Origin of the sequence: Sphingomonas sp. CFBP 13728 (assembly GCF_014841895.1) — a bacterium.
Lineage (GTDB): Bacteria > Pseudomonadota > Alphaproteobacteria > Sphingomonadales > Sphingomonadaceae > Sphingomonas.
In genome coordinates this window covers 157,384-176,021 of the sequence record NZ_JACYUS010000002.1, presented here as the reverse complement: position 1 = coordinate 176,021, position 18,638 = coordinate 157,384, and the positions used below count along the sequence as shown (strand labels likewise).

Here is an 18,638-nt window from a genome sequence, read left to right as displayed (position 1 = left end):
ATGCGACCGTTTCGCAAGCCATCGATCCGCCAGCGCCCGCGCGCAGGCCAAGGAATAGACGCATGACCGCCCCGACCGTCGAAGCAACCCGCGCGCCCGCGCTGATCCCCGAGACCCCCGCGTTCCTCAACGCCAAGGTGCTGTGGGTGCGTCACTGGAACGAACATCTGTTCAGCTTCGCGATCGAGCGCCCGTCGACTTTCCGTTTCCGCTCGGGCGAGTTCGTGATGATCGGTCTTCCCCAGGAAGGCGGCAAGCCGATCATGCGCGCCTATTCGATCGCGTCCCCGCATTATTCGGAGGAGCTCGAGTTCCTGTCGATCAAGGTCGAGGACGGCCCGCTGACCTCGAAGCTTCAGCTGATCCAGCCCGGCGACGAAGTGTATCTCGGCAAAAAGCCGACGGGTACGCTGGTGCTCGACGCGCTGCTGCCGGGGAAGCGGTTGTTCATGTTCTCGACCGGTACCGGCCTCGCGCCGTTCCTCAGCCTGATGCGCGATCCCGACGTGTATGCGGCGTATGAGCAGGTGATCGTCGTGCACAGCGTGCGGCGCGTGAGCGATCTCGCCTATCACGACGAGATGGTCGGGCTGCTGGCAGAGGACCCGCTGATCGCCGACGAGGCGCAGACGCAGTTTCATTACATCCCGACCGTGACGCGCGAGCCGTTCCGCACCACGCGGCGGATCGGCGCGCTGATCGAGGATGCGTCGCTGTTCGGCCACCCGGTCCGCGGCGAGCAGAAGCTCAACCCCGAGACCGACCGCGCGATGCTGTGTGGCTCGACCGAGATGATCAAGGAATTCGCGGTGATGCTCGAGGCGAATGGCTTCGAGGAGGGCGCGAATTCGAAGCCGGGTACGTTCGTGATTGAGCGCGCTTTCGTCGGCTGATCCACGGCCGCAACGCTAGCTGTTCCCCCGCGAACGCGGGGGCCCAGGGATTACATCACCGTTGAATGCCGGGAGGGTTCGGGCCTGGACCCTCGCCTTCGCGGGGGAACAGCTAGTTGCGTCCCCCGCGTAACCCGCCGATATCGCTCCTTATTCATAAGAGGAGAGACCCATGATCGGTTACGCGACGCTCGGCACCAACGACATCGACTCGGCGCTCGCGTTCTACGACGCGCTGTTCGCGACGGTCGGCGGCAAGCGCCTTATGCAGATGCCCGACGCCCGCCAGTTGACCTTCTACGGCGCGGGCCCCGACAAGCCGATGCTGGTGATCGGCAAGCCCTATGACGGCGCGGCCGCGACCGCGGGCAACGGCACGATGGTCGCGCTGGCAGCGGATTCGCGCGAGCAGGTCGACCAGGTCTACGCCAAGGCGATCGAACTCGGCGGCGCGGACGAAGGCGCTGCCGGCACGCGCGGACCCGAGGAAATGGGCTTCTACGGCGCGTATTTCCGCGATCCGGACGGTAACAAGCTCTGCGTGTTCAAGATGGGGTGAGGTGCGGGCGCGATTGAGGAAAATACCACCCCGGCGAAGGCCGGGGCCCAATTGGAAAGGTGGCAGTAACGAGGGGCTGTCCACCGTTAGCAGCCTTCCCCAATTGGGCCCCGGCCTTTGCCGGGGTGGTTGGATGTGGAGCCGGCGTTACGCTTCTCTCTCGTTGTTCTCCCGCGAAGGCGGGAGCCCAGTCTGGGTCCCCGCCTTCGCGGGGAAACAGGCTTACTTGGTCGCAGGGGATACGCGCCGAACAACTCCGGGGTGACGGAAGAATTAACGGAGTGCGCGAACCTGCGGCGTATCGAGACACTGCAACAAGGCCGCCCGAGCCATCGGCGTTACCGTCACCGGCTTTACATACCCCGCAACCTCCGTCGGCCGCCCGATCGTCACGGGCGCGAACTCAGTCTGCCCCGTGCACCGCATCGCCGCCGCCAGCAGTTTCGGCGGCGTATCATACCCCTCGAACGACAGCCGGAACGTCCCCCAGTGAATCGGGATCGCGTGCGCCGCGCCCAGTCGGCGATAGACCTCGACCGCATCGACCGGCCCGATATGGCTGCCCGACTCCATCTGCCCGTCGACGAACCGGAACGCACCGATCGGGATCAGCGCCAGCCGAACCGGCCCGAGCGCCGCCGCTTCGACCGGCCACTGGCCGTCGCCCATCCCGGTATCGCCCGCAAAGAACACATTCCCGCCCGGCAGCGTCACGACGAAGCTCGACCACAAAGCGCGGTTGCGATCGGTGAACCAGCGGCTGCCCCAATGATGGTTGCGCGTCACGACGACGTCGATGCCAGGCCTGATCGCCACCCGCTGGCCCCAGTCGAGCGCGGTCGCCTGCGCGCCGGTCTGGCCGATCACGCTGTCGTTGCCCAAGCTCGTGACGATCCGCGGCCGATCGCGCTGCCAGAGCCGCTTCAGCGTCGCCTTGTCGAGATGGTCGTAGTGATTGTGACTGACCAGAACGACGTCGATCTTCGGCAACGCATCGAACGCGATCCCCGGCTCGGCGACACGACTAGGGCCCGTGCCGAGCGGCCCGGCCTTCTCCGCCCAGACCGGATCGGTGAGGATGTTGAGCCCCTGCGTCTGGATCAGCACGCTGGCATGGCCGACCCACGTCACGACCATCCGCTCGCCCTCGACGCGCGCGGGCGGCGCGATGCGGTTCACTGCGACCGATGTCGGCCACGCAGGCCGCCCATCGCTGCCGGTGAAATAGCGCCAGAAGAAGCTCGCGCGACCACCGCCGGCGGGCTGGATCTGCTGCGTGTCGGCGTCGTTGTCGGGGTTGGCGAAGTGCGCACCATCGAAATGGCCGGTCGCTGGTCCGCGGTAGTAGATGCGGTCGAGGAAGCGTGGGACGATCGTCACCGCCAGCGCGACGACCACGACCGCCAGCAGCACGATGCCCCCGACGATCTTCAACACGAGACGCACGCCATTCCCCTATCCGTTGCCGATCCGTAACGCATCGTGTCGAGCATCGTTCAGACCGCTTGGCGCAGGCCCGCAACCCCGATAGCCTCGCGCCAAAGGGGATTCGCAAAATGCGTAAGGTTATCATCGGGCTATTGCTCGCAACCGCCGTTCCAGCCGTCGCGAGCGCAAAGACGGTCGCGGTCGAGGAACAGTCGATCGATCAGCTCCAGACGGCTATGGCGTCCGGCAAGGCGAGCAGCGTCGACCTCGTCCGCGCCTATCTCGCGCGGATCGCTGCGATGGACCGCAAGGGCCCCACTCTCCGCGCCGTCATCGCGCTCAACCCCGACGCGCTGGCGCAGGCCAGGGCGCTCGACGCCGAGCGCAAGGCCGGGCGCATCCGCGGGCCGCTCCACGGCGTGCCGGTGCTGATCAAGGACAATGTCGAGACCGCGGATGCGATGCCGACCACTGCGGGCAGCCTCGCGCTGAACGACAATCTCACGCGTCGAGACGCACCCGTGGTCGCGCAACTCCGCGCAGCAGGGGCGGTGATCCTGGGGAAGACCAACCTCAGCGAATGGGCGAACATCCGCTCGACCCGGTCGATGAGCGGCTGGAGCGCGGTTGGTGGCCTGGTCAAGAATCCCTACGCGCTCGACCGGACCGCGTGCGGATCGTCGAGCGGCTCGGGCGCGGCGATCGCGGCGAGCTTCGCGGCGGCGGCGATCGGCACGGAAACCGATGGCTCGGTGGTGTGTCCGTCGTCGCTCAACGGGCTGGTTGGGCTGAAGCCGACGCTCGGCCTCGTCAGTCGGACGCACGTCGTACCGATCAGCCACAGCCAGGATACGCCGGGGCCAATGGCGCGAAGCGTTCGCGACGTGGCGACGCTGTTCTCGGCGATGATCGCGGCCGATCCTGCCGATGCCGCGACCGCGGGGGCAGGGGCTTACAAGCGCGACTATGCGGCCGGGCTGTCGACCAGCGCGCTGTCGGGCCTGCGCATCGGCGTGATCCGGCCGGAGATGACCGCGGACCTTGCCGCGAAATACCAGGCCTCGCTTGATGTGCTGAAGGCTGCGGGCGCGGTGCTGGTCGAGGTCAAGCAGCCCAAGCTCGATGGGCTCGGCGAGGCGGAACTCGTCGTGCTCCAGACCGAGTTGAAGGCCGACCTCGACACCTATCTCGCGACCACGCCAGCGGCGGTCGGCACGCGGACGCTTGATCAGGTCATCGCGTTCAACACCGCCAACGCGGCGACGGAAATGCCCTTCTTCGCGCAGGAGACGTTCGAGGCTGCGGCGAAGACCAAGGGGTTGAACGATCCGGCGTACAAGGCAGCGCGCGCGAAATCGCTGCGGCTGGCGGGTACGGAGGGGATCGACGCGATGCTCAAGGCGGCGGGCGCTACATTACTGGTCGAGCCAACCTACGGCCCCGCTTGGCTGAGCGAGCCTGTGTACGGCGATCAATACGGCGGCCCGAGCTCGAGCGGACTGCCGGCGGTGGCGGGGTATCCCAACCTGACCGTGCCGATGGGGCTGGTCCGCGGACTGCCGGTCGGGTTGTCGTTCATCGCGACGAAGTATGGCGACGCAGCGGTGCTGGGTGCTGGCTATGCGTACGAGCAGCGGGCGAAGGCGCGGGTCGCGCCACGGTATCTTTCGACCGCCGATGTCGGTCCGGGCCTGGACGCCGCACGCTGATCGATCGATCCTCCCCCTGGCGGGGGAGGATCGTCAGGCTCGGGTAGCCCGCTTGGCGAAATTCCACTGCCAGAGCATCAGCAACGGCACGACCACCGTCTCCATCGCCAGCCCGAGTACATGGCCCTGCGACGGCACACCGACCGCCAGCAACGAAATCCCGCGCGACAGTCCGCCAACGAAGATCAGCCCGCCAAGCAACCGAAACCGCGGTCCCTTGCGCTCGATATCGGGAATGCAGCTGACGAAGCCCAGACCGGTCGCGAAGAAGATCCCCGAGATATACCGGAAATGGCTGTCGAGATCGCGTGGCACCTCGGTGAGATGGCCGAACGGCGTGGGGCCCTGCAGCACGCCTTGGCCACCGACGATCAGCGGCAACAGGCACGCGAGGGCGATCACCGCCTGCAACACGCGTTTCTCGATCATAACAGGTCCTTCAGCAACTCCGGCCGGATCCGGAAGGCCCGCAACGACATCCGGACCTCGAAGATAAACGAGACAAGCGCTGCGATCAGCAGGATCATCGCGAGGATGAAGCACAGCGCGACCGCGGTGCCGAAATGAAGCTTGGCGAGTTCGGCGATGAACAGCAGCGCGATTAGCACGCAGGTCATGATCGCGCTCGACACCGCTAGGAACAGCGCCGCGTTAATGATCGTCATCCGGCGGTCGAGCAATCGCAGCTCCCAGCCGTAGCGCGTGCGATCGGCTGCGGAAAAATTGGGGTGCAACTGCTCCAGTTTCCGCGCGCGATCGATCACGCGCGACAATCGTCCGGCGAGTACGTTGAGCAACTGTCCGATGCCCGCCAGCATGAAGACCGGCGCAAGCGAAAGCTGGATCGTCTGGGCGATCGTCGAAATGGCGGGGATCGTCGGCATGTCGGCACCATGTGGGAAAATATGCCGGATAGGAAGATCGTGAGCGTCGACCGACCGGTTGAGGGTCGAAGTCTTGCGGTCGCCATCTCGGATCAATGCGCCCTGAAGTCGCGGCTTTTCGATACCAAGATCAATGGCTTTCCCGGTATCCGGTCAGATCCGAATATACCGGTAATACCAGACCTCGTGCCCCTGCCGCCGCGCTTTCCGCTCGTACCGCGTCTCGGGCCAGTCGTCGGGGCGGGTCAGGAAGTCGTGCGGGGTGTTTGCCTGCCATTCGAAATCGCGGCGGGCGTTCATGATCATCATCGACCAGCGGCAATAGGTCGGATCGTCGGTGCCGAGCCGGAATTCCGCGCCCGGCTTCAGCTTGGCGGCGATCGTGTCGAGCGGACCGTGGTTGACCATGCGGCGCTTGGCATGGCGCGCCTTCCGCCATGGATCGGGATGCAGCAGGTACAGCCGGTCCAGGCTCGCGTCGGGCAGGCGCTCGATCACTTCCAGCGCATCGCCCATGTGGAGGCGGACGTTGGTCAGCTCGCCGTCGCGGATGTGTGCCAGCGCGCCGACGACGCCGTTGAGAAAGGGCTCGCAGCCGATGAAGCCGACGTCCGGGTTCATCGCGGCCTGTCCTGCCAGGTGCTCGCCTGCGCCGAAGCCGATCTCGACGTGCAGCGGGCGATTGTCGCCGAACAGCGTCATCGCATCGATCGGCCCTTCCTCGGGTACCGACAGGTCGGCGAGCGTTTCCTCGACGAGCGCGGCTTGGCCGAGACGCAGCTTGTGGCCCTGGCGACGGCCATAGAGGCGGCGGATAACAGAAGGATCGTTCATCGCGCGTGCCCTAGCGGGCGATTGCCTCGGAGCAAAGCATGACGCGAACCGTTACACGCTCGTAATGGTCGATGATGCATCCAAACCGCCCGGCGAAGACGTCGAGGACCTCAAGGCCGCCGATGCGCAGGACCTGCACAAGGCCGTGCGCGAGGCGGGCGAGGAAGAGCTGGACCGCCCGGTGTCGTCGCTGTTCTTCTCGGGGCTTGCCGCCGGCATGGCGATATCGAGTTCGCTGATTACCGAAGGCGCGCTGCACCAGGCGCTGCCCGACACGCCATGGCGGACGATCGTCGTGTCGCTCGGCTATCCGATCGGTTTTCTGGTCGTCATCCTCGGGCGGATGCAGCTGTTCACCGAGAGCACGATCAGCGCGATGCTGCCGCTGGTGACGAAGCCGTCGAGCTGGGCGCTGAAGCGGACGCTGCGACTGTGGGGCGTCGTGCTTGCGGCAAATCTGATCGGGACGGCGATTACCGGCGGCGCGATCGCGGCAGGGGTGCTCGGCAGCAGCGAGTTGCGCGGCGCGATGATCGAGGTGTCGATGCGGATCACCGAGCTGTCGGCCTGGGCGACGTTCGTCAACGCGATCCCCGCCGGGTTCATGATCGCGATCCTCGCCTGGTCGCTGCCCAACGCGCGGCAACAGGCGTTCCTGGTGATCTTCGCGATCACCTATGTCGTCGCACTCGGCGGGTTCAGCCATTCGATCGTCGGCTCGGACGAGGCGTTCCTGCTGCTGTTCTCCGGCCATGTCGGCGTCTGGCAGACGTTGGTCGAATTGATACTGCCCGCGGTGCTCGGCAACTTGCTGGGCGGTGCGGGGTTGTTCGCCATGCTCGCGCATGCACAGGTGCGCGGCGAGATGGACGGGCAGGGCGAGACGTGATGGGCAAGACCAAGGACGCCGCAAAGGCCGTCGAGAAGGTGGACCGCGAGGCGACGTACAAGGCCGCCGAGCACCGCGACAAACCGCTGGTCAAGGCGACCGGGTTCCTCGCCGAGATCGGCGACCAGCCACAACTCGTGGCGACGTCGATCGGCACCGTCGTGATCGGCCTGATCGCACGCAGGCCGGAGGTGGTCCGCGGTGGCGTGCGCATGCTGGCGGCACACGCGGCGGCAACCTTCGTCAAGTCGGCGATCAAGGCGTCGATCGATCGTACGCGTCCCGAAAAGGCGATCGAGGACGGCAAGGCGCGGTTCGAACCGGGCAACAGCGAGGATCACGAACAGACGTCGTTCCCCTCGGGCCACACCGCGGGCGCGGTTGCGGTCGCGCGTGCCGCATCGCGCGACATCACCGGTGCGGGTGGTCCGGCGGCATTGATTTCCGGCGCAGTCGCGGCGGCGCAACCGGTGAACGGGAAGCATTATCTGTCCGATCTGGTCGTCGGTGCGGCAGTCGGCTGGATCGCCGAAGCGCTTGTCAGCGCGGTGTTCGACCGGGTCGCGCCCGTGGGCGAGACGGCGGTGGCGAACAAGGCACCGTTGCTGATCGAGCACGCCAAAGCCTGAACGCCGATGGAGCGGCACGGTGTTACCCGACGAACACACTCGCCGGCGAAATCGAAGATTTGTGAAGCTACGGAAAGAGATAGCGGAACCGTTACGCCCGCGTGACGGTTGCCACCGCATCGTAACCAGAACGGACTATCCCCATGAAGAAGCTTTCCATCGCCGTCACGCTCGCCGCCATGGCCGTCTCGCTCGCAGCATGCGGCGGCAAGGGCGATGACAAGCTCGGCAGCCAGGTCGAGAAGGCCGCCGACAACCGCGCCGACGCGCTCGAAGCGACTGCCGACAATCTCGAGGACCAGGCCGAGGCCGTCCGTGACAATGCCGAGCACCAGTCGGATGCGATCGACGATGCCGACGTGAACGCGCAGGCGATGCCGCAGGCGCAGAAGGATGCACTGATCAACGGCAGCGAGAAGCTGCGCTGATCTTCTAGGCGCTCCACCAGCGCCGGCGTCTTGACCGCCTTCCGGTACGCACCGGGGGGCGGTTTTGACGTTCTGAAACGAACCGGCTCTGCCGGCCAGTACGACGACACCAAGACGACGACATCAATACGACGATAGGGGACTCGGCAATGATCGACAGGCGTCGACTGGAAACGGGGGGCTTCATAACCTTCCTGGTGGCGATCACGATCGCGTTGTGCGTGGTCGTGTCGCCGTTCGCGGCGGCGTTGCTGTGGAGTGCGCTGGCGGCGATCCTGTTCCAGTCGCTCTATCAGTGGTTGCTCAAGCGCTGGCCCGACCGCCGCAATCTGGCGGCCGCGCTGACGTTGCTGATCATCTTCGTCGCGGTGATCGTGCCGACCTTGTTCATCGGCAGCCTGATGATCGACCAGTCCGCCTCGGTCTACGCCAAGCTGCAGAGCGGCCAGATCAACTTTGGCGCGTATTTCCAGCAGATCCACGACGCGCTGCCGAACCGCATTCAGGGTGCGCTCGACAAGGCCGGGCTCAACAGCTTCGAACAGGCGCAGTCGCGCGTGTCGACGATCCTCGGCAACAGCGTCCGATCGATCGCAGGGCAGGCGCTGTCGATCGGCCGTAACGCAGCCGCGTTCCTGCTGTCGTTCGGCGTCGGACTGTACGTGACGTTCTTCCTGCTCCGCGACGGCGACAAGGTGGGACCTGCGATCCGTCGTGCACTGCCGTTCGAGCATTCGGTGGCGGCGAAGCTGGTCGACAAGTTCGTCGCGGTGGTGCGCGCAACGATCAAGGGATCGGTGATCGTTGGGCTCGTCCAGGGTGCGCTGGGCGGCCTGACCTTCTGGATCGTCGGCGTGCCGGCGGCCTTGCTCTGGGGTTTGCTGATGGCACTCACGTCGCTGCTGCCGGCGTTGGGCCCCGCGCTCGTCTGGGTGCCGGTTGCGGTATACCTGCTGGCGACGGGCGCGATCTGGCAGGGTGTGGTCGTGATCGTCTCGGGCGTTGTGGTGATCGGCCTGGCCGACAACATCCTGCGGCCGATCCTGGTCGGGCGCGATACCGGGATTCCGGATTACATCGTGCTGGTGACGACATTGGGTGGGATCGAAATCGTCGGGCTCAGCGGTATCGTCGTCGGGCCGCTGGTGGCTGCGCTGTTCCTGACGGCGTGGCAGATTCTGACCGAGCAGCGGCATGCGCAAGTGGGTGAGCACGCACCCAATCCTTCGCGCCCCGTTCGTCCGGAGTAGCCGCTGAGCGTATCGAAGCGGCGTACCGAAGGATCGGCGTTCGTGACCCGTGCGTTGATACGAGTCGCCCTATACCCCCTCTCCCCTCGGGGAGAGGGAGGGGCCCGCACGGCGAAGCCGGGTGGGAGGGTGAGGGGGAGTGAGGCTCGGACCCTCTCCCCAACGCCCCTCACCCTTCCGTCGGCAAGCGGCTCCTCCCTCCCTCTCCCCAGTGGGGAGAGGGACTCGAAACTCCAAAATACAAAAAAGCCTCCCGCGGACTGGTCTGCGGGAGGCTTTTTAACATCACCAAAGGCGTCGCTATCAGGCGACGGCAGCCTTCAGAGCATCGACCAGATCGGTCTTTTCCCAAGTGAACGTGTCACCCTCGGGCTCGCGACCGAAGTGACCATAGGCCGCCGTCTTCTTGTAGATCGGCGCGTTGAGCTTGAGGTGCTCGCGGATACCCTTCGGCGTCAGGCGAACCAGCTTCGGCAGGACCGCCTCGAGCTTGGCTTCGTCAACGGTGCCGGTGCCATGCGTGTCGACATACACCGACAGCGGCTCGGCGATGCCGATCGCGTAGCTCAGCTGGATCGTGCAACGACGAGCGAGGCCGGCCGCAACGACGTTCTTCGCCAGATACCGCGCGACATAGGCTGCCGAACGATCGACCTTCGTCGGATCCTTGCCCGAGAACGCGCCGCCGCCATGCGGGGCCGCGCCGCCGTAGGTGTCGACGATGATCTTGCGACCCGTCACGCCAGCGTCGCCGTCGGGGCCGCCGATTTCGAACTGGCCGGTCGGGTTGATGTAGATCGCGGTCTCGTCGGTGATGAAGCCGTCGGGTAGCACGTCCTGGAACACGCCCATGACATAGTCGCGCAGCACCGCGTACTTGGCGGCATCGGCGTTGTCGCCCTTTTCGCAATAGCCCGGTGCGTGCTGCGTCGAGACCACCAGTGCGGTCGCGCCGACTGGCACTTCGTTCTCATACGACAGCGTGACCTGGCTCTTCGCGTCGGGCTCGAGGAACGGCGCGGCGCCCGAGTGACGATCTTCGGCCATCTTGGCGAGGATCTTGTGGCTGTAATACAGCGTCGCGGGCATCAGGCCGGGGGTCTCGTCGGTCGCATAGCCGAACATGATGCCCTGGTCGCCGGCGCCCTCGTCCTTGTTGCCGCTCTCGTCGACGCCCATCGCGATGTGCGCGGACTGACCGTGGAGGTTGTTCTCGAAACGGAACGTCTCCCAGTGGAAGCCCGACTGCTCATAGCCGATTTCCTTGACGGTGTTGCGGACAGCCGCCTCGATCTCGTCGAGTACGCCATCGGCCCACTGGTCGTTCTCGTAGATGCCCTTGCCGCGGATCTCACCGGCGAGGACGACGAGCTGCGTGGTCGTCAGCGTCTCGCAGGCGATGCGCGCCTGCGGGTCCTTGGCGAGGAACAGGTCGACGATCGTGTCGCTGATCTGGTCGGCGACCTTGTCGGGATGGCCTTCGGAGACCGATTCGGAGGTGAACAGGAAAGACTTGCGCATGAGGGCCTCTTCGTCATGCCCGCCGGCGAAACTGCCGATAGAGCGTCATATAAGGAAAGCTTTATATGACCTTCTAACGCTGGCGACGGCGCAGGGCAACCGCGCTTGCAAGCATCAATCCGGCGACGATCGCCGCCATCGCGTTGCCGACGCGCGAGAACAGCGTGGGGGGCAGCGCGGACGGCATCGGCTGCTCGATCGCCCCGGCCGTCTCGTGCGGCACGGTGGCCAGGAGGCGGCCATCGGCGGCGATGATCGCGGAGATGCCCGTGGGGGTCGCGCGGACGATCGGCAGCCCTTCCTCGATCGCACGCATCCGGGCCTGGGCGAGATGTTGCGGCGGACCCCATTTGCCGAACCACGCATCGCTCGACGGGTTGAAGATCAGGCGCGGGCGGTGGGTCGGATCGACGGTGTGACCGGAGAAGATGATCTCGTAGCAGATCTGCATGCCGATGGAACCGAAGCCGGGGAAGGTCAGGTTGGCCGGCCCCTTGCCCGAGGTGAAGTCGATGTCGCCGGGCACCAGACGCGCGAGGCCGAGCGGTTTGAGCAGCCACGGGAGCGGCAGATATTCACCGAACGGTACCAGATGCGCCTTGTCGTAACGGCCGCGCAACCGGGCCTGCGAATCCAGCGCGAACACCGAATTGGCGGCGCCCGATATGCGGTCCTGGCCATCGAACTCGAGCGCGGTGCCGCCCGTAAGGAGAATGTCCTCGGGGCCCAGCAGGCGTGCGATACGGCGGCGAAGATAGAGCGGGCTCGACCAGCCATAGGCGTAGAACGGATAGCCATCCTCGAGATAGTCGCGAACGACGCCCTCGGGCCAGACCACGAGGCGCGGTGTGGCGCCGCCATGGCCGGAGAGCTTTTCGAGCGCGGAGAGCACGCGTTCGCCGTCGGATTCGTTACGGTCTTCCTGGCCGATATCGGGCTGGACCACGCGGACCAGAGGCGTGCCGGGTGCGGGGGGCGGCGCGTTGGTCCAGAGTGCGGAGAGGGCGGCCAGCGCAAGCGCGGGGATCGCGATTGCGGGCAGGGTCCAGCGGCGCACGGCGAGCATCAGCAGCGCCCCAGCGGCGAGGATCGTCACGCCGGACAGCGCGTAGGTGCCGATCCAGGCGGACAGTCGTGCGATGCCGATCGCGGGGAGCCAGACGACGCTCAGCGGATCCCAGGCATAGCCGGTGAACAGCGTCGCGCGGAGCCATTCGGTCGCGATCCAGGCCGCGGCGAAGACGAGCATGAACGTCGCGTCGGGCGTGCCGGGGCGACGTACCGTCCGCCAGGCCAATCCTGCGGCGAGCATCGGAAACAGCGCGAGATACAGCGCCAGGCCGACCGCGGCGAAATAGCCGAGCACCGGCGGCATCGCATCCTGGAAGTCGAACGCGTGCTTGAACCAGTTGTTATTGACGGTGAAATGCCCGACCCCGAACACCCACCCGCGCCAGAGTGCACCGCGCTGGGTCGGCGCATCGTGGACGAGCTTCATCCACAGCGCGAAGGCGACGAGAGTCAGCGGCCAGAGGTCGAGCGGGGCGAACCCGGTGGCGGCGATCGCACCGAGGACGAGGCAGGCGAGGGCAGGGTAACGGTTCACGCTCGCGCTATGGCGTGGCGGAGGGAGCCGGGCAATCTCTTAGCCTCGGTTGGTTACTGCACCGCCGCCCCGCTCTCCACCACCCCGGCGTAGGCCGGGGCCCAATTGGAAAGGTGGGAGTAACGACGCGCTGCCTTTCATTAGCAACGTTCCCCAATTGGGCCCCGGCCTACGCCGGAGTGGTGCAGTGTGAGGGGTAGGGCGCCCGCATCAAAGTTTGTTCTCCCGCGAAGGCGGGAGCCCAGACTGGGCTCCCGCCTTCGCGGGAGAACAAGAACGCGCTCCGCCATGTACCACAGGCAAAGCACATAAACCCAAGGGTGACGAACCTACCTTCCCGACCTATCTTCCCCCAATGACCCTACGCCCCTTCCACCTAGCCTTCCCGGTCCACGACCTCGCCGCCGCCCGCACCTTCTACGGCGCCACCCTCGGTTGCCGCGAAGGGCGTTCCAGCGACCAGTGGATCGACTTCGACCTGTTCGGTCACCAGATCGTCGCGCACCTCGACCCCGCCGCCAAACCCATCGCGGTCGAGAACGCGGTCGATGGCCATGCCGTCCCGGTCCCGCATTTCGGCGTCGTGCTGACGATGGACGACTGGACCGCGCTGTCGGAACGCGTCACCGCCGCCGGCGTCCAGTTCGGGATCGCGCCGTACATCCGCTTCAAGGGCGAGCCCGGCGAACAGGCGACGATGTTCTTTCTCGATCCAAGCGGCAACGCACTCGAGTTCAAGGCGTTCGCCAACGACGACATGATTTTCGCCACTTAAGGCCATTCTCGATTCAAGGAACGCACATGGGCACTCCCATCACCGTCGACGTACCCCATCAGCTCGGCAAGGCGGCGGTTCGCGCGCGGCTCGACGGCAGCATCGACAAGATCGGCGCGAACATTCCCGGCGGCTCGGTGACCGATCACCGCTGGGACGGCGACACGCTGCACTTCACCGTCAAGGCGATGGGGCAGACGATCGCCAGCGCGGTCACGGTGTTCGAGACCAACGTCCACGCGGTCGTCGACCTGCCCGGCATTCTCGGCCTGTTCGCGAGCAAGGTGCAGGACATGATCCGCAAGGAAGCGCCGAAACTCCTGCGCTGAGATCAGGGAGATCAGGCCGGCGCGCGCCGATACAGGTCGAACGCAGCCTTGGCGCCGACGATGGCCTCCTCGACCCAGGCTTCGTCGGCGGTCTCCCCATCGATCGCGGTCAGCAATGCGCGCCACTCGCCCGACAAATGCTTCGCGCCGAGATAGGCCGAGGGCATCCCGTCGGGCACCGACCGCGACAACATGATACCGCCGAGCCGCGACCCCTCGACGACATACATCGCGCCCCACCCGGCGGCAGCGCTCGCCGGGACGTCGAACGTCATCGGCGCGGGCATTTCCTCACCTAGCGCGGCAAGATCCTCGGCCAGCGCCGCCCCCCGCGACCGAACCGTCGCCAGCCCCGGAATCGCGGCCAGCCAGGCCTCGACCGCCGGCAAAGCCTTGGCGTGTGCGATCAGGAACGCGCGGTAATCCTCCGCATCGGTCAGGTCGTAGCGCCCAAACCCGGCATCGACCGCGTCGTGATCGCTCGCCGTCGCTGCCCGGAGGCGGGCGACGGTGGAAACCACATCGGTCAACAGCAGCGTCCCCCGCCCTTGCTGCCGTATCGCGCCTCCTGCCGATCGCGGAAGAACGTGCGCTCGTCCATCGGCGCGTGGTCGGGATGCCGCTCGGCCATGTGCTGACAATACGCAGCATAGGACGGCACGCCGACCATCAGCAGCGCGGTCTCGCGTGCCTTTGCGTAGAGCGCGCGGATCATTCTGCGGCCACCAGTTGCGATGGGACTTCGGTAACGGTCGGTCGGTCGATCTTCAGCGCGGTGAGGCAGGTGCGGATGCCGAAGAAGACGATCGACAGCACCACCGCAAGGAACAGCGCGCAAAGCCCCGCGTCGATCCGGTCGTTGAGCACGATCCGCTGCATCTCCGCCATCGTCTTGGCCGGCGCGAGCAGTTCCCCCCGCGCCGCCGCGTCCGCGAACTTCGACGCATGCGCGAGGAAGCCGACCTTCGGGTCGCTCGCGAACAGCTTCATCAACCCGGCGGTGATCGTGCAGAGGCACAGCCACGCGGCGGGCAGGATCGTCACCCACGCGTAACGCTGGCGCTTCATCCGGAACAGCACGACCGTCGCCAGCACGAGCGCGACCGCCGCGAGCATCTGGTTCGAGATGCCGAACAACGGCCACAAGGTGTTCACGCCGCCGAGCGGATCGGTGACGCCCTGGTACAGGAAGAAGCCCCAGGCGATCACGCAGAGCGCGGTCGCGATCAGCCCGGGCACGATCGCCGAGGCATTGCGGAACGACGGCACCGCGAGCCCGATCAGATCCTGCAGCATGAACCGCCCGGCGCGCGTCCCCGCATCGACCGCGGTGAGGATGAACAGCGCCTCGAACAAAATCGCGAAATGATACCAGAACGCCTTCATCGCCTGCCCGCCGACGAGGTGGCTGAAGATCTCCGACATCGCCACCGCCAGCGTCGGCGCGCCGCCGGTCCGCGAGACGATCGTGGTTTCGCCGACGTCCTTTGCTGTCTGTGCGAGCAGTTCGGGGGTGATCGGGAAGCCCATCGCGGTGACCGCGGTAGCCGCGGAGGCGAAGTCGGTGCCGACCACCGCGGCCGGGCTGTTCATCGCGAAATACACGCCGGGATCTAGGATCGACGCGCCGACCAGCGCCATGATCGCGACGAAACTTTCCATCAGCATCGCGCCATAGCCGATGAACTGCGCGTCGCCCTCGCTGGCGATCAGCTTCGGCGTGGTGCCGCTCGCGATCAGCGCGTGGAAACCCGACACCGCGCCGCACGCGATCGTGATGAACAGGAACGGGAAGAGCCCGCCCGACCAGACCGGACCGCTGCCGTCGATGAACGGGGTGAGCGCCGGCATCCGCAGCGGCGGCGCGACCACCGCGATGCCGATCGCCAGTGCGACGATCGCGCCGATCTTGAGGAACGTCGAGAGGTAATCGCGGGGGGCCAGCAGCAACCACACCGGCAGGACGGAGGCGACCGCGCCGTAGCCTACCATCAGCACGCAGAGCTGGACCGGGGTCAGCGTGAACAGCGGCGCGAGCGTCGGCGAGGCAGCGACGGTGCCGCCATAGACGATCGCGGCGAGCAGCCCGATGACGCCGAGAACGGAGACTTCGCCGACCTTTCCGGGTCGGATCCAGCGCGTGTAGATACCCATCAGGAACGCCAGAGGGATCGTCGCGGCGACGGTGAACAGCCCCCACGGACTCCCGGCAAGCGCGCGCACCACGATCAGCGCGAGCACGGCGAGGATGATGACCATGATCGCGAACGCGCCGATCAGCGCGATCACGCCGGGGATCGCGCCCATCTCCATGCGGATCAGTTCGCCGAGCGAACGCCCGTCACGCCGCATCGAGATGAATAGGATCATGAAGTCCTGCACCGCGCCCGCCAGCACGACGCCGGCAAGGATCCAGAGCGTGCCGGGGAGGTAGCCCATCTGCGCGGCGAGCACCGGGCCGACGAGCGGGCCGGCACCGGCGATGGCGGCGAAATGGTGGCCGAACAGGACGTTGCGGTCGGTCGCGACGTAATCGAGCCCGTCGGCGCGGCGCAGCGCCGGGGTTTGCCGCGACGGGTCGAGCTGCATCACATGCCGCGCAATATACCGAGCGTAGAACCGGTAGGCGATCAGCTGGACCGACACGGCTGCGGTGACGATCCACAGCGCGTTGACATGCTCGCCGCGCTCGAACGCGACGACGGCAAGCGCGCAGGCTGCGAGGAGCGCAAGGGCGCCCCAACCGATCTTCTCGCGTAATGTCATTGCGTTCGCCCTCCCGTGCGGTCCGTTACGCGCGGCATCGCGTATTCAGGCGCGGAGCGCTAGCCTAGATTAGCTCGTACACCCGCCCCACAGCTCCACCCCGGCGAAGGCCGGGGCCCAATTGGAAAGGTCGTCGTAACGCAGTGAGAGCTTCACCGTTACCGTTCCCCAATTGGGCCCCGGCCTTCGCCGGGGTGGTGGCTTGGTTGGATAAAGGTGGCGCTCCCCGGTCAACGGGGCTCGATCTGAGCAGGCGGCATGCAAAACGCAGTTCAACTCCATCCCGTCACCCCGGCGGAGGCCGGGGCCCACCGGCCCGCATACTCCAAAGGCTGCGAGTATGCGGAACGGCGGATGCCGGAACGAGCCCGGCATGACGGGGAAGGGGGCTGGTTGCTGTTCCGGTTTGCGCGGGGCATTCTCGCGGCCGTAGCGCGCATTCCAACGAGGCCGTTCCCCCGCGGACGCGGGGGAACAGTTGAATACCGTGGCGCTTGGTATCCTGGCCCCCCGCCTTCGCGGGGGAACAGCTTGGGTGGGCTCTCCCCAGCCTTGAGGGCAGACGTAGTGCGCGGCAGCGACGAGCAAGCGCCCTTCGCCAGCTCCCCCCCCAAAAAATCAAACCTGCGAATGATGCCCCTTCAGCTCATCGCCGACGATCCGCACCACGTGCAACACGTTGGTCGACCCAGGCGTCCGGAACGGCACGCCCGCGAGCACGATCACTCGGTCGCCGGCCTTCGCCATCCCATGCCGCAACGCCATCCGCTTCGACTTGGCCACCATGTCCTCGAACGACTCGACGTCGCGCGTATGCACGGCATGCGTCCCCCACAGCAGCCCCAGGCGACGTGCGGTCTCATCGCTCGGCGTCAGCACCAGCAGCGGCACCGACGGCCGCTCGCGCGCGATCCGGCGGGCGGTCGAGCCCGAGGTGGTGAAGCAGATGATCGCCACCGCGGACACCGTCGCGGCGATGTTCTTCGCCGCCTCGGCCAGCGCATCCGCGGTCGTCGGGTCGGGCTTCATCACGGTGAAGTGCATACGGTCGCCATGCTCGGGATCGGCCTCGACCGACACACCGATCGCGTCCATCATCGCGACGGACTCGACCGGCCATGCGCCCGCCGCGCTCTCCGCCGACAGCATGATCGCATCGGCGCCGTCATACACCGCGGTCGCGACGTCCGACACTTCCGCCCGCGTAGGGGAGGGCGACGTGATCATCGATTCGAGCATCTGCGTCGCGACCACCACCGGGCGGCCCATCCGGCGCGAGACCTCGACGATGCGCTTCTGCAACGGCGGCACCTGCTGCGGCGGCAGTTCGACGCCGAGATCGCCGCGCGCGACCATCACGCCGTCGCACGCCTCGACGATCTCCTCGAGCCGTTCGATCGCGGCCGGCTTCTCGATCTTCGCCATCAGCGCCGCCTTGCCGCCGATCAGTTTCCGCGCTTCCCACAGATCTTCCGGGCGCTGGACGAACGACAGCGCGATCCAGTCGACGCCCTGGTCGACCGCGAAGTCGAGATCGCTGCGATCCTTCTCGGTCAGCGCGGCCATCGGCAGCACGACGTCGGGGACGTTCAGCCCCTTGCTGTTCGACAGTGCGCCGCCAACCTCGACCCGCGTCGTGATCTCGCGCGGGCTATGCGACACGACCCGGAGGACGAGCTTGCCGTCGTCGAGCAGCAGGCGCGCGCCCGGCTCGATCGCCGCGAAGATCTCGTCGTGTGGCAGTTCCACCCGCGTTGCGTCGCCCGGCGTCGGGTCGCGGTCGAGCACAAAGGTCGAGCCGGTTTCGAGCACCGTGCGGCCGCCATCGAACTTGCCAACGCGCAGCTTCGGCCCCTGCAGATCGGCGAGGATCGTCGACGGCCGGCCGAATTCCTTCTCCAGCGCGCGAATCGCCTGGATCACGGCGATCTTCGACTGCTGGTCGCCGTGGCTCATGTTGATCCGGAACGCGTCTGCGCCCGTGCGGAAGAGCGTCGCGATCATCTCGGGGGTGCTGCTGGCAGGGCCGAGCGTCGCGAGGATGCGGACTTTCCGCGAACGGGGGGCGATGGCCATTGTCATGCGTGCGTTTCCTGGGGGAGGTCTTTGCCGCGACGGGCCTTAAACCCTATCTCCGC

The 18,638-nt window shown here is 66.5% G+C and carries 19 protein-coding genes; 9 read left to right on the top strand and 10 right to left on the bottom strand.

Features of this window, described 5'->3' with window-relative positions; translation table 11 throughout:
• Positions 1-62 precede the first annotated feature (62 nt).
• Positions 63-893: a ferredoxin--NADP reductase gene (locus IFT67_RS09605; RefSeq protein WP_107963158.1), complete on the top strand. Its 831-nt coding sequence runs from the start codon at positions 63-65 to the stop codon at positions 891-893.
• Positions 894-1,065: 172 nt separating this feature from the next.
• On the top strand, positions 1,066-1,452 hold the full coding sequence (locus tag IFT67_RS09600; RefSeq protein ID WP_056489810.1) for a VOC family protein: 387 nt from the start codon (positions 1,066-1,068) through the stop codon (positions 1,450-1,452).
• A 273-nt stretch (positions 1,453-1,725) separates the two neighbouring features.
• Here IFT67_RS09600 and IFT67_RS09595 read toward each other — a convergent pair whose 3' ends face one another.
• The gene (locus tag IFT67_RS09595; RefSeq protein WP_192238643.1) at positions 1,726-2,889 is read right to left on the bottom strand and encodes an MBL fold metallo-hydrolase; all 1,164 of its coding nucleotides are present in this window, start codon (positions 2,887-2,889) and stop codon (positions 1,726-1,728) included.
• 119 nt (positions 2,890-3,008) lie between these two features.
• On the opposite strand from IFT67_RS09595, the gene IFT67_RS09590 reads away from it, so the two are divergent.
• Positions 3,009-4,589, top strand: a complete 1,581-nt coding sequence (locus tag IFT67_RS09590) for an amidase (RefSeq protein WP_192146830.1) — start codon at positions 3,009-3,011, stop codon at positions 4,587-4,589.
• A gap of 33 nt (positions 4,590-4,622) precedes the next feature.
• Here the strand turns inward: IFT67_RS09590 and IFT67_RS09585 are convergent, their stop codons facing one another.
• The 3 genes from IFT67_RS09585 to trmB form a co-directional block, all read right to left on the bottom strand.
• Entirely contained in the window at positions 4,623-5,018 is a 396-nt protein-coding gene (locus IFT67_RS09585) for a DUF4345 domain-containing protein (RefSeq protein ID WP_192146828.1), read from the bottom strand.
• Positions 5,015-5,473, bottom strand: coding sequence for a DUF2721 domain-containing protein (locus IFT67_RS09580; protein ID WP_056053043.1), 459 nt, complete (start codon positions 5,471-5,473; stop codon positions 5,015-5,017). Before IFT67_RS09580 ends, IFT67_RS09585 begins: the two co-directional genes overlap by 4 nt.
• 153 nt (positions 5,474-5,626) lie before the next feature.
• Positions 5,627-6,307 (bottom strand): tRNA (guanine(46)-N(7))-methyltransferase TrmB, encoded by a 681-nt coding sequence (trmB, locus tag IFT67_RS09575; protein ID WP_107963161.1) that lies wholly within the window; start codon positions 6,305-6,307, stop codon positions 5,627-5,629.
• Positions 6,308-6,371: 64 nt separating this feature from the next.
• Here trmB and IFT67_RS09570 point away from each other — a divergent pair, with 64 nt between their 5' ends.
• The 4 genes from IFT67_RS09570 to IFT67_RS09555 all read left to right on the top strand — a co-directional run bounded on the left by IFT67_RS09570 (position 6,372) and on the right by IFT67_RS09555 (position 9,503).
• Positions 6,372-7,196 carry a formate/nitrite transporter family protein gene (locus IFT67_RS09570; protein WP_192146826.1) on the top strand — a complete coding sequence of 275 codons (825 nt, stop codon included), beginning with the start codon at positions 6,372-6,374 and terminating at the stop codon, positions 7,194-7,196.
• On the top strand, positions 7,196-7,825 hold the full coding sequence (locus tag IFT67_RS09565) for a phosphatase PAP2 family protein (protein ID WP_192146824.1): 630 nt from the start codon (positions 7,196-7,198) through the stop codon (positions 7,823-7,825). The genes IFT67_RS09570 and IFT67_RS09565 overlap by 1 nt, the downstream gene beginning before the upstream one ends.
• A 143-nt stretch (positions 7,826-7,968) precedes the next feature.
• Positions 7,969-8,253 (top strand): LptM family lipoprotein, encoded by a 285-nt coding sequence (locus IFT67_RS09560; protein WP_107963164.1) that lies wholly within the window; start codon positions 7,969-7,971, stop codon positions 8,251-8,253.
• 149 nt (positions 8,254-8,402) lie between these two features.
• Positions 8,403-9,503: an AI-2E family transporter gene (locus IFT67_RS09555; RefSeq protein WP_192146822.1), complete on the top strand. Its 1,101-nt coding sequence runs from the start codon at positions 8,403-8,405 to the stop codon at positions 9,501-9,503.
• Between the two features lie 303 nt (positions 9,504-9,806).
• On the opposite strand, the gene metK is transcribed toward IFT67_RS09555, so the two are convergent.
• Positions 9,807-11,024: a methionine adenosyltransferase gene (gene metK / locus IFT67_RS09550; RefSeq protein WP_107963296.1), complete on the bottom strand. Its 1,218-nt coding sequence runs from the start codon at positions 11,022-11,024 to the stop codon at positions 9,807-9,809.
• Positions 11,025-11,097: 73 nt separating this feature from the next.
• Positions 11,098-12,630 carry an apolipoprotein N-acyltransferase gene (lnt, locus tag IFT67_RS09545; RefSeq protein ID WP_192146820.1) on the bottom strand — a complete coding sequence of 511 codons (1,533 nt, stop codon included), beginning with the start codon at positions 12,628-12,630 and terminating at the stop codon, positions 11,098-11,100.
• Between the two features lie 355 nt (positions 12,631-12,985).
• Here lnt and IFT67_RS09540 point away from each other — a divergent pair, with 355 nt between their 5' ends.
• A complete protein-coding gene (locus tag IFT67_RS09540; protein ID WP_192146818.1) occupies positions 12,986-13,405 on the top strand; it encodes a VOC family protein in 420 nt (139 codons plus the stop codon).
• A 26-nt stretch (positions 13,406-13,431) separates the two neighbouring features.
• Complete coding sequence (locus tag IFT67_RS09535) at positions 13,432-13,734, top strand: polyhydroxyalkanoic acid system family protein (RefSeq protein WP_056051730.1); 303 nt, start codon at positions 13,432-13,434, stop codon at positions 13,732-13,734.
• Positions 13,735-13,745: 11 nt separating this feature from the next.
• Here the strand turns inward: IFT67_RS09535 and IFT67_RS09530 are convergent, their stop codons facing one another.
• From IFT67_RS09530 to pyk, 4 genes are all read right to left on the bottom strand, one after another.
• Positions 13,746-14,255, bottom strand: a complete 510-nt coding sequence (locus tag IFT67_RS09530) for a heme oxygenase-like domain-containing protein (RefSeq protein ID WP_192238642.1) — start codon at positions 14,253-14,255, stop codon at positions 13,746-13,748.
• A 5-nt stretch (positions 14,256-14,260) separates the two neighbouring features.
• Positions 14,261-14,449, bottom strand: a complete 189-nt coding sequence (locus IFT67_RS09525) for a YbdD/YjiX family protein (RefSeq protein WP_056051727.1) — start codon at positions 14,447-14,449, stop codon at positions 14,261-14,263.
• A complete protein-coding gene (locus IFT67_RS09520; RefSeq protein WP_192146816.1) occupies positions 14,446-16,500 on the bottom strand; it encodes a carbon starvation CstA family protein in 2,055 nt (684 codons plus the stop codon). Before IFT67_RS09520 ends, IFT67_RS09525 begins: the two co-directional genes overlap by 4 nt.
• Positions 16,501-17,118: 618 nt before the next feature.
• Complete coding sequence (gene pyk, locus IFT67_RS09515) at positions 17,119-18,582, bottom strand: pyruvate kinase (RefSeq protein WP_192146814.1); 1,464 nt, start codon at positions 18,580-18,582, stop codon at positions 17,119-17,121.
• Positions 18,583-18,638: the final 56 nt, after the last annotated feature.

Bases quoted from the DNA above. Each gene is read 5' to 3' on its own strand.
- IFT67_RS09525 (WP_056051727.1), bottom strand. From the start codon at position 14,449: ATGATCCGCGCGCTCTACGCAAAGGCACGCGAGACCGCGCTGCTGATG.
- IFT67_RS09535 (WP_056051730.1), top strand. From the start codon at position 13,432: ATGGGCACTCCCATCACCGTCGACGTACCCCATCAGCTCGGCAAGGCG.
- IFT67_RS09565 (WP_192146824.1), top strand. From the start codon at position 7,196: ATGGGCAAGACCAAGGACGCCGCAAAGGCCGTCGAGAAGGTGGACCGC.
- IFT67_RS09580 (WP_056053043.1), bottom strand. From the start codon at position 5,473: ATGCCGACGATCCCCGCCATTTCGACGATCGCCCAGACGATCCAGCTT.
- IFT67_RS09560 (WP_107963164.1), top strand. From the start codon at position 7,969: ATGAAGAAGCTTTCCATCGCCGTCACGCTCGCCGCCATGGCCGTCTCG.
- IFT67_RS09605 (WP_107963158.1), top strand. From the start codon at position 63: ATGACCGCCCCGACCGTCGAAGCAACCCGCGCGCCCGCGCTGATCCCC.
- pyk (WP_192146814.1), bottom strand. From the start codon at position 18,582: ATGACAATGGCCATCGCCCCCCGTTCGCGGAAAGTCCGCATCCTCGCG.
- trmB (WP_107963161.1), bottom strand. From the start codon at position 6,307: ATGAACGATCCTTCTGTTATCCGCCGCCTCTATGGCCGTCGCCAGGGC.
- IFT67_RS09555 (WP_192146822.1), top strand. From the start codon at position 8,403: ATGATCGACAGGCGTCGACTGGAAACGGGGGGCTTCATAACCTTCCTG.
- IFT67_RS09585 (WP_192146828.1), bottom strand. From the start codon at position 5,018: ATGATCGAGAAACGCGTGTTGCAGGCGGTGATCGCCCTCGCGTGCCTG.
- IFT67_RS09570 (WP_192146826.1), top strand. From the start codon at position 6,372: ATGGTCGATGATGCATCCAAACCGCCCGGCGAAGACGTCGAGGACCTC.
- IFT67_RS09520 (WP_192146816.1), bottom strand. From the start codon at position 16,500: ATGACATTACGCGAGAAGATCGGTTGGGGCGCCCTTGCGCTCCTCGCA.
- IFT67_RS09590 (WP_192146830.1), top strand. From the start codon at position 3,009: ATGCGTAAGGTTATCATCGGGCTATTGCTCGCAACCGCCGTTCCAGCC.
- IFT67_RS09540 (WP_192146818.1), top strand. From the start codon at position 12,986: ATGACCCTACGCCCCTTCCACCTAGCCTTCCCGGTCCACGACCTCGCC.
- IFT67_RS09600 (WP_056489810.1), top strand. From the start codon at position 1,066: ATGATCGGTTACGCGACGCTCGGCACCAACGACATCGACTCGGCGCTC.
- metK (WP_107963296.1), bottom strand. From the start codon at position 11,024: ATGCGCAAGTCTTTCCTGTTCACCTCCGAATCGGTCTCCGAAGGCCAT.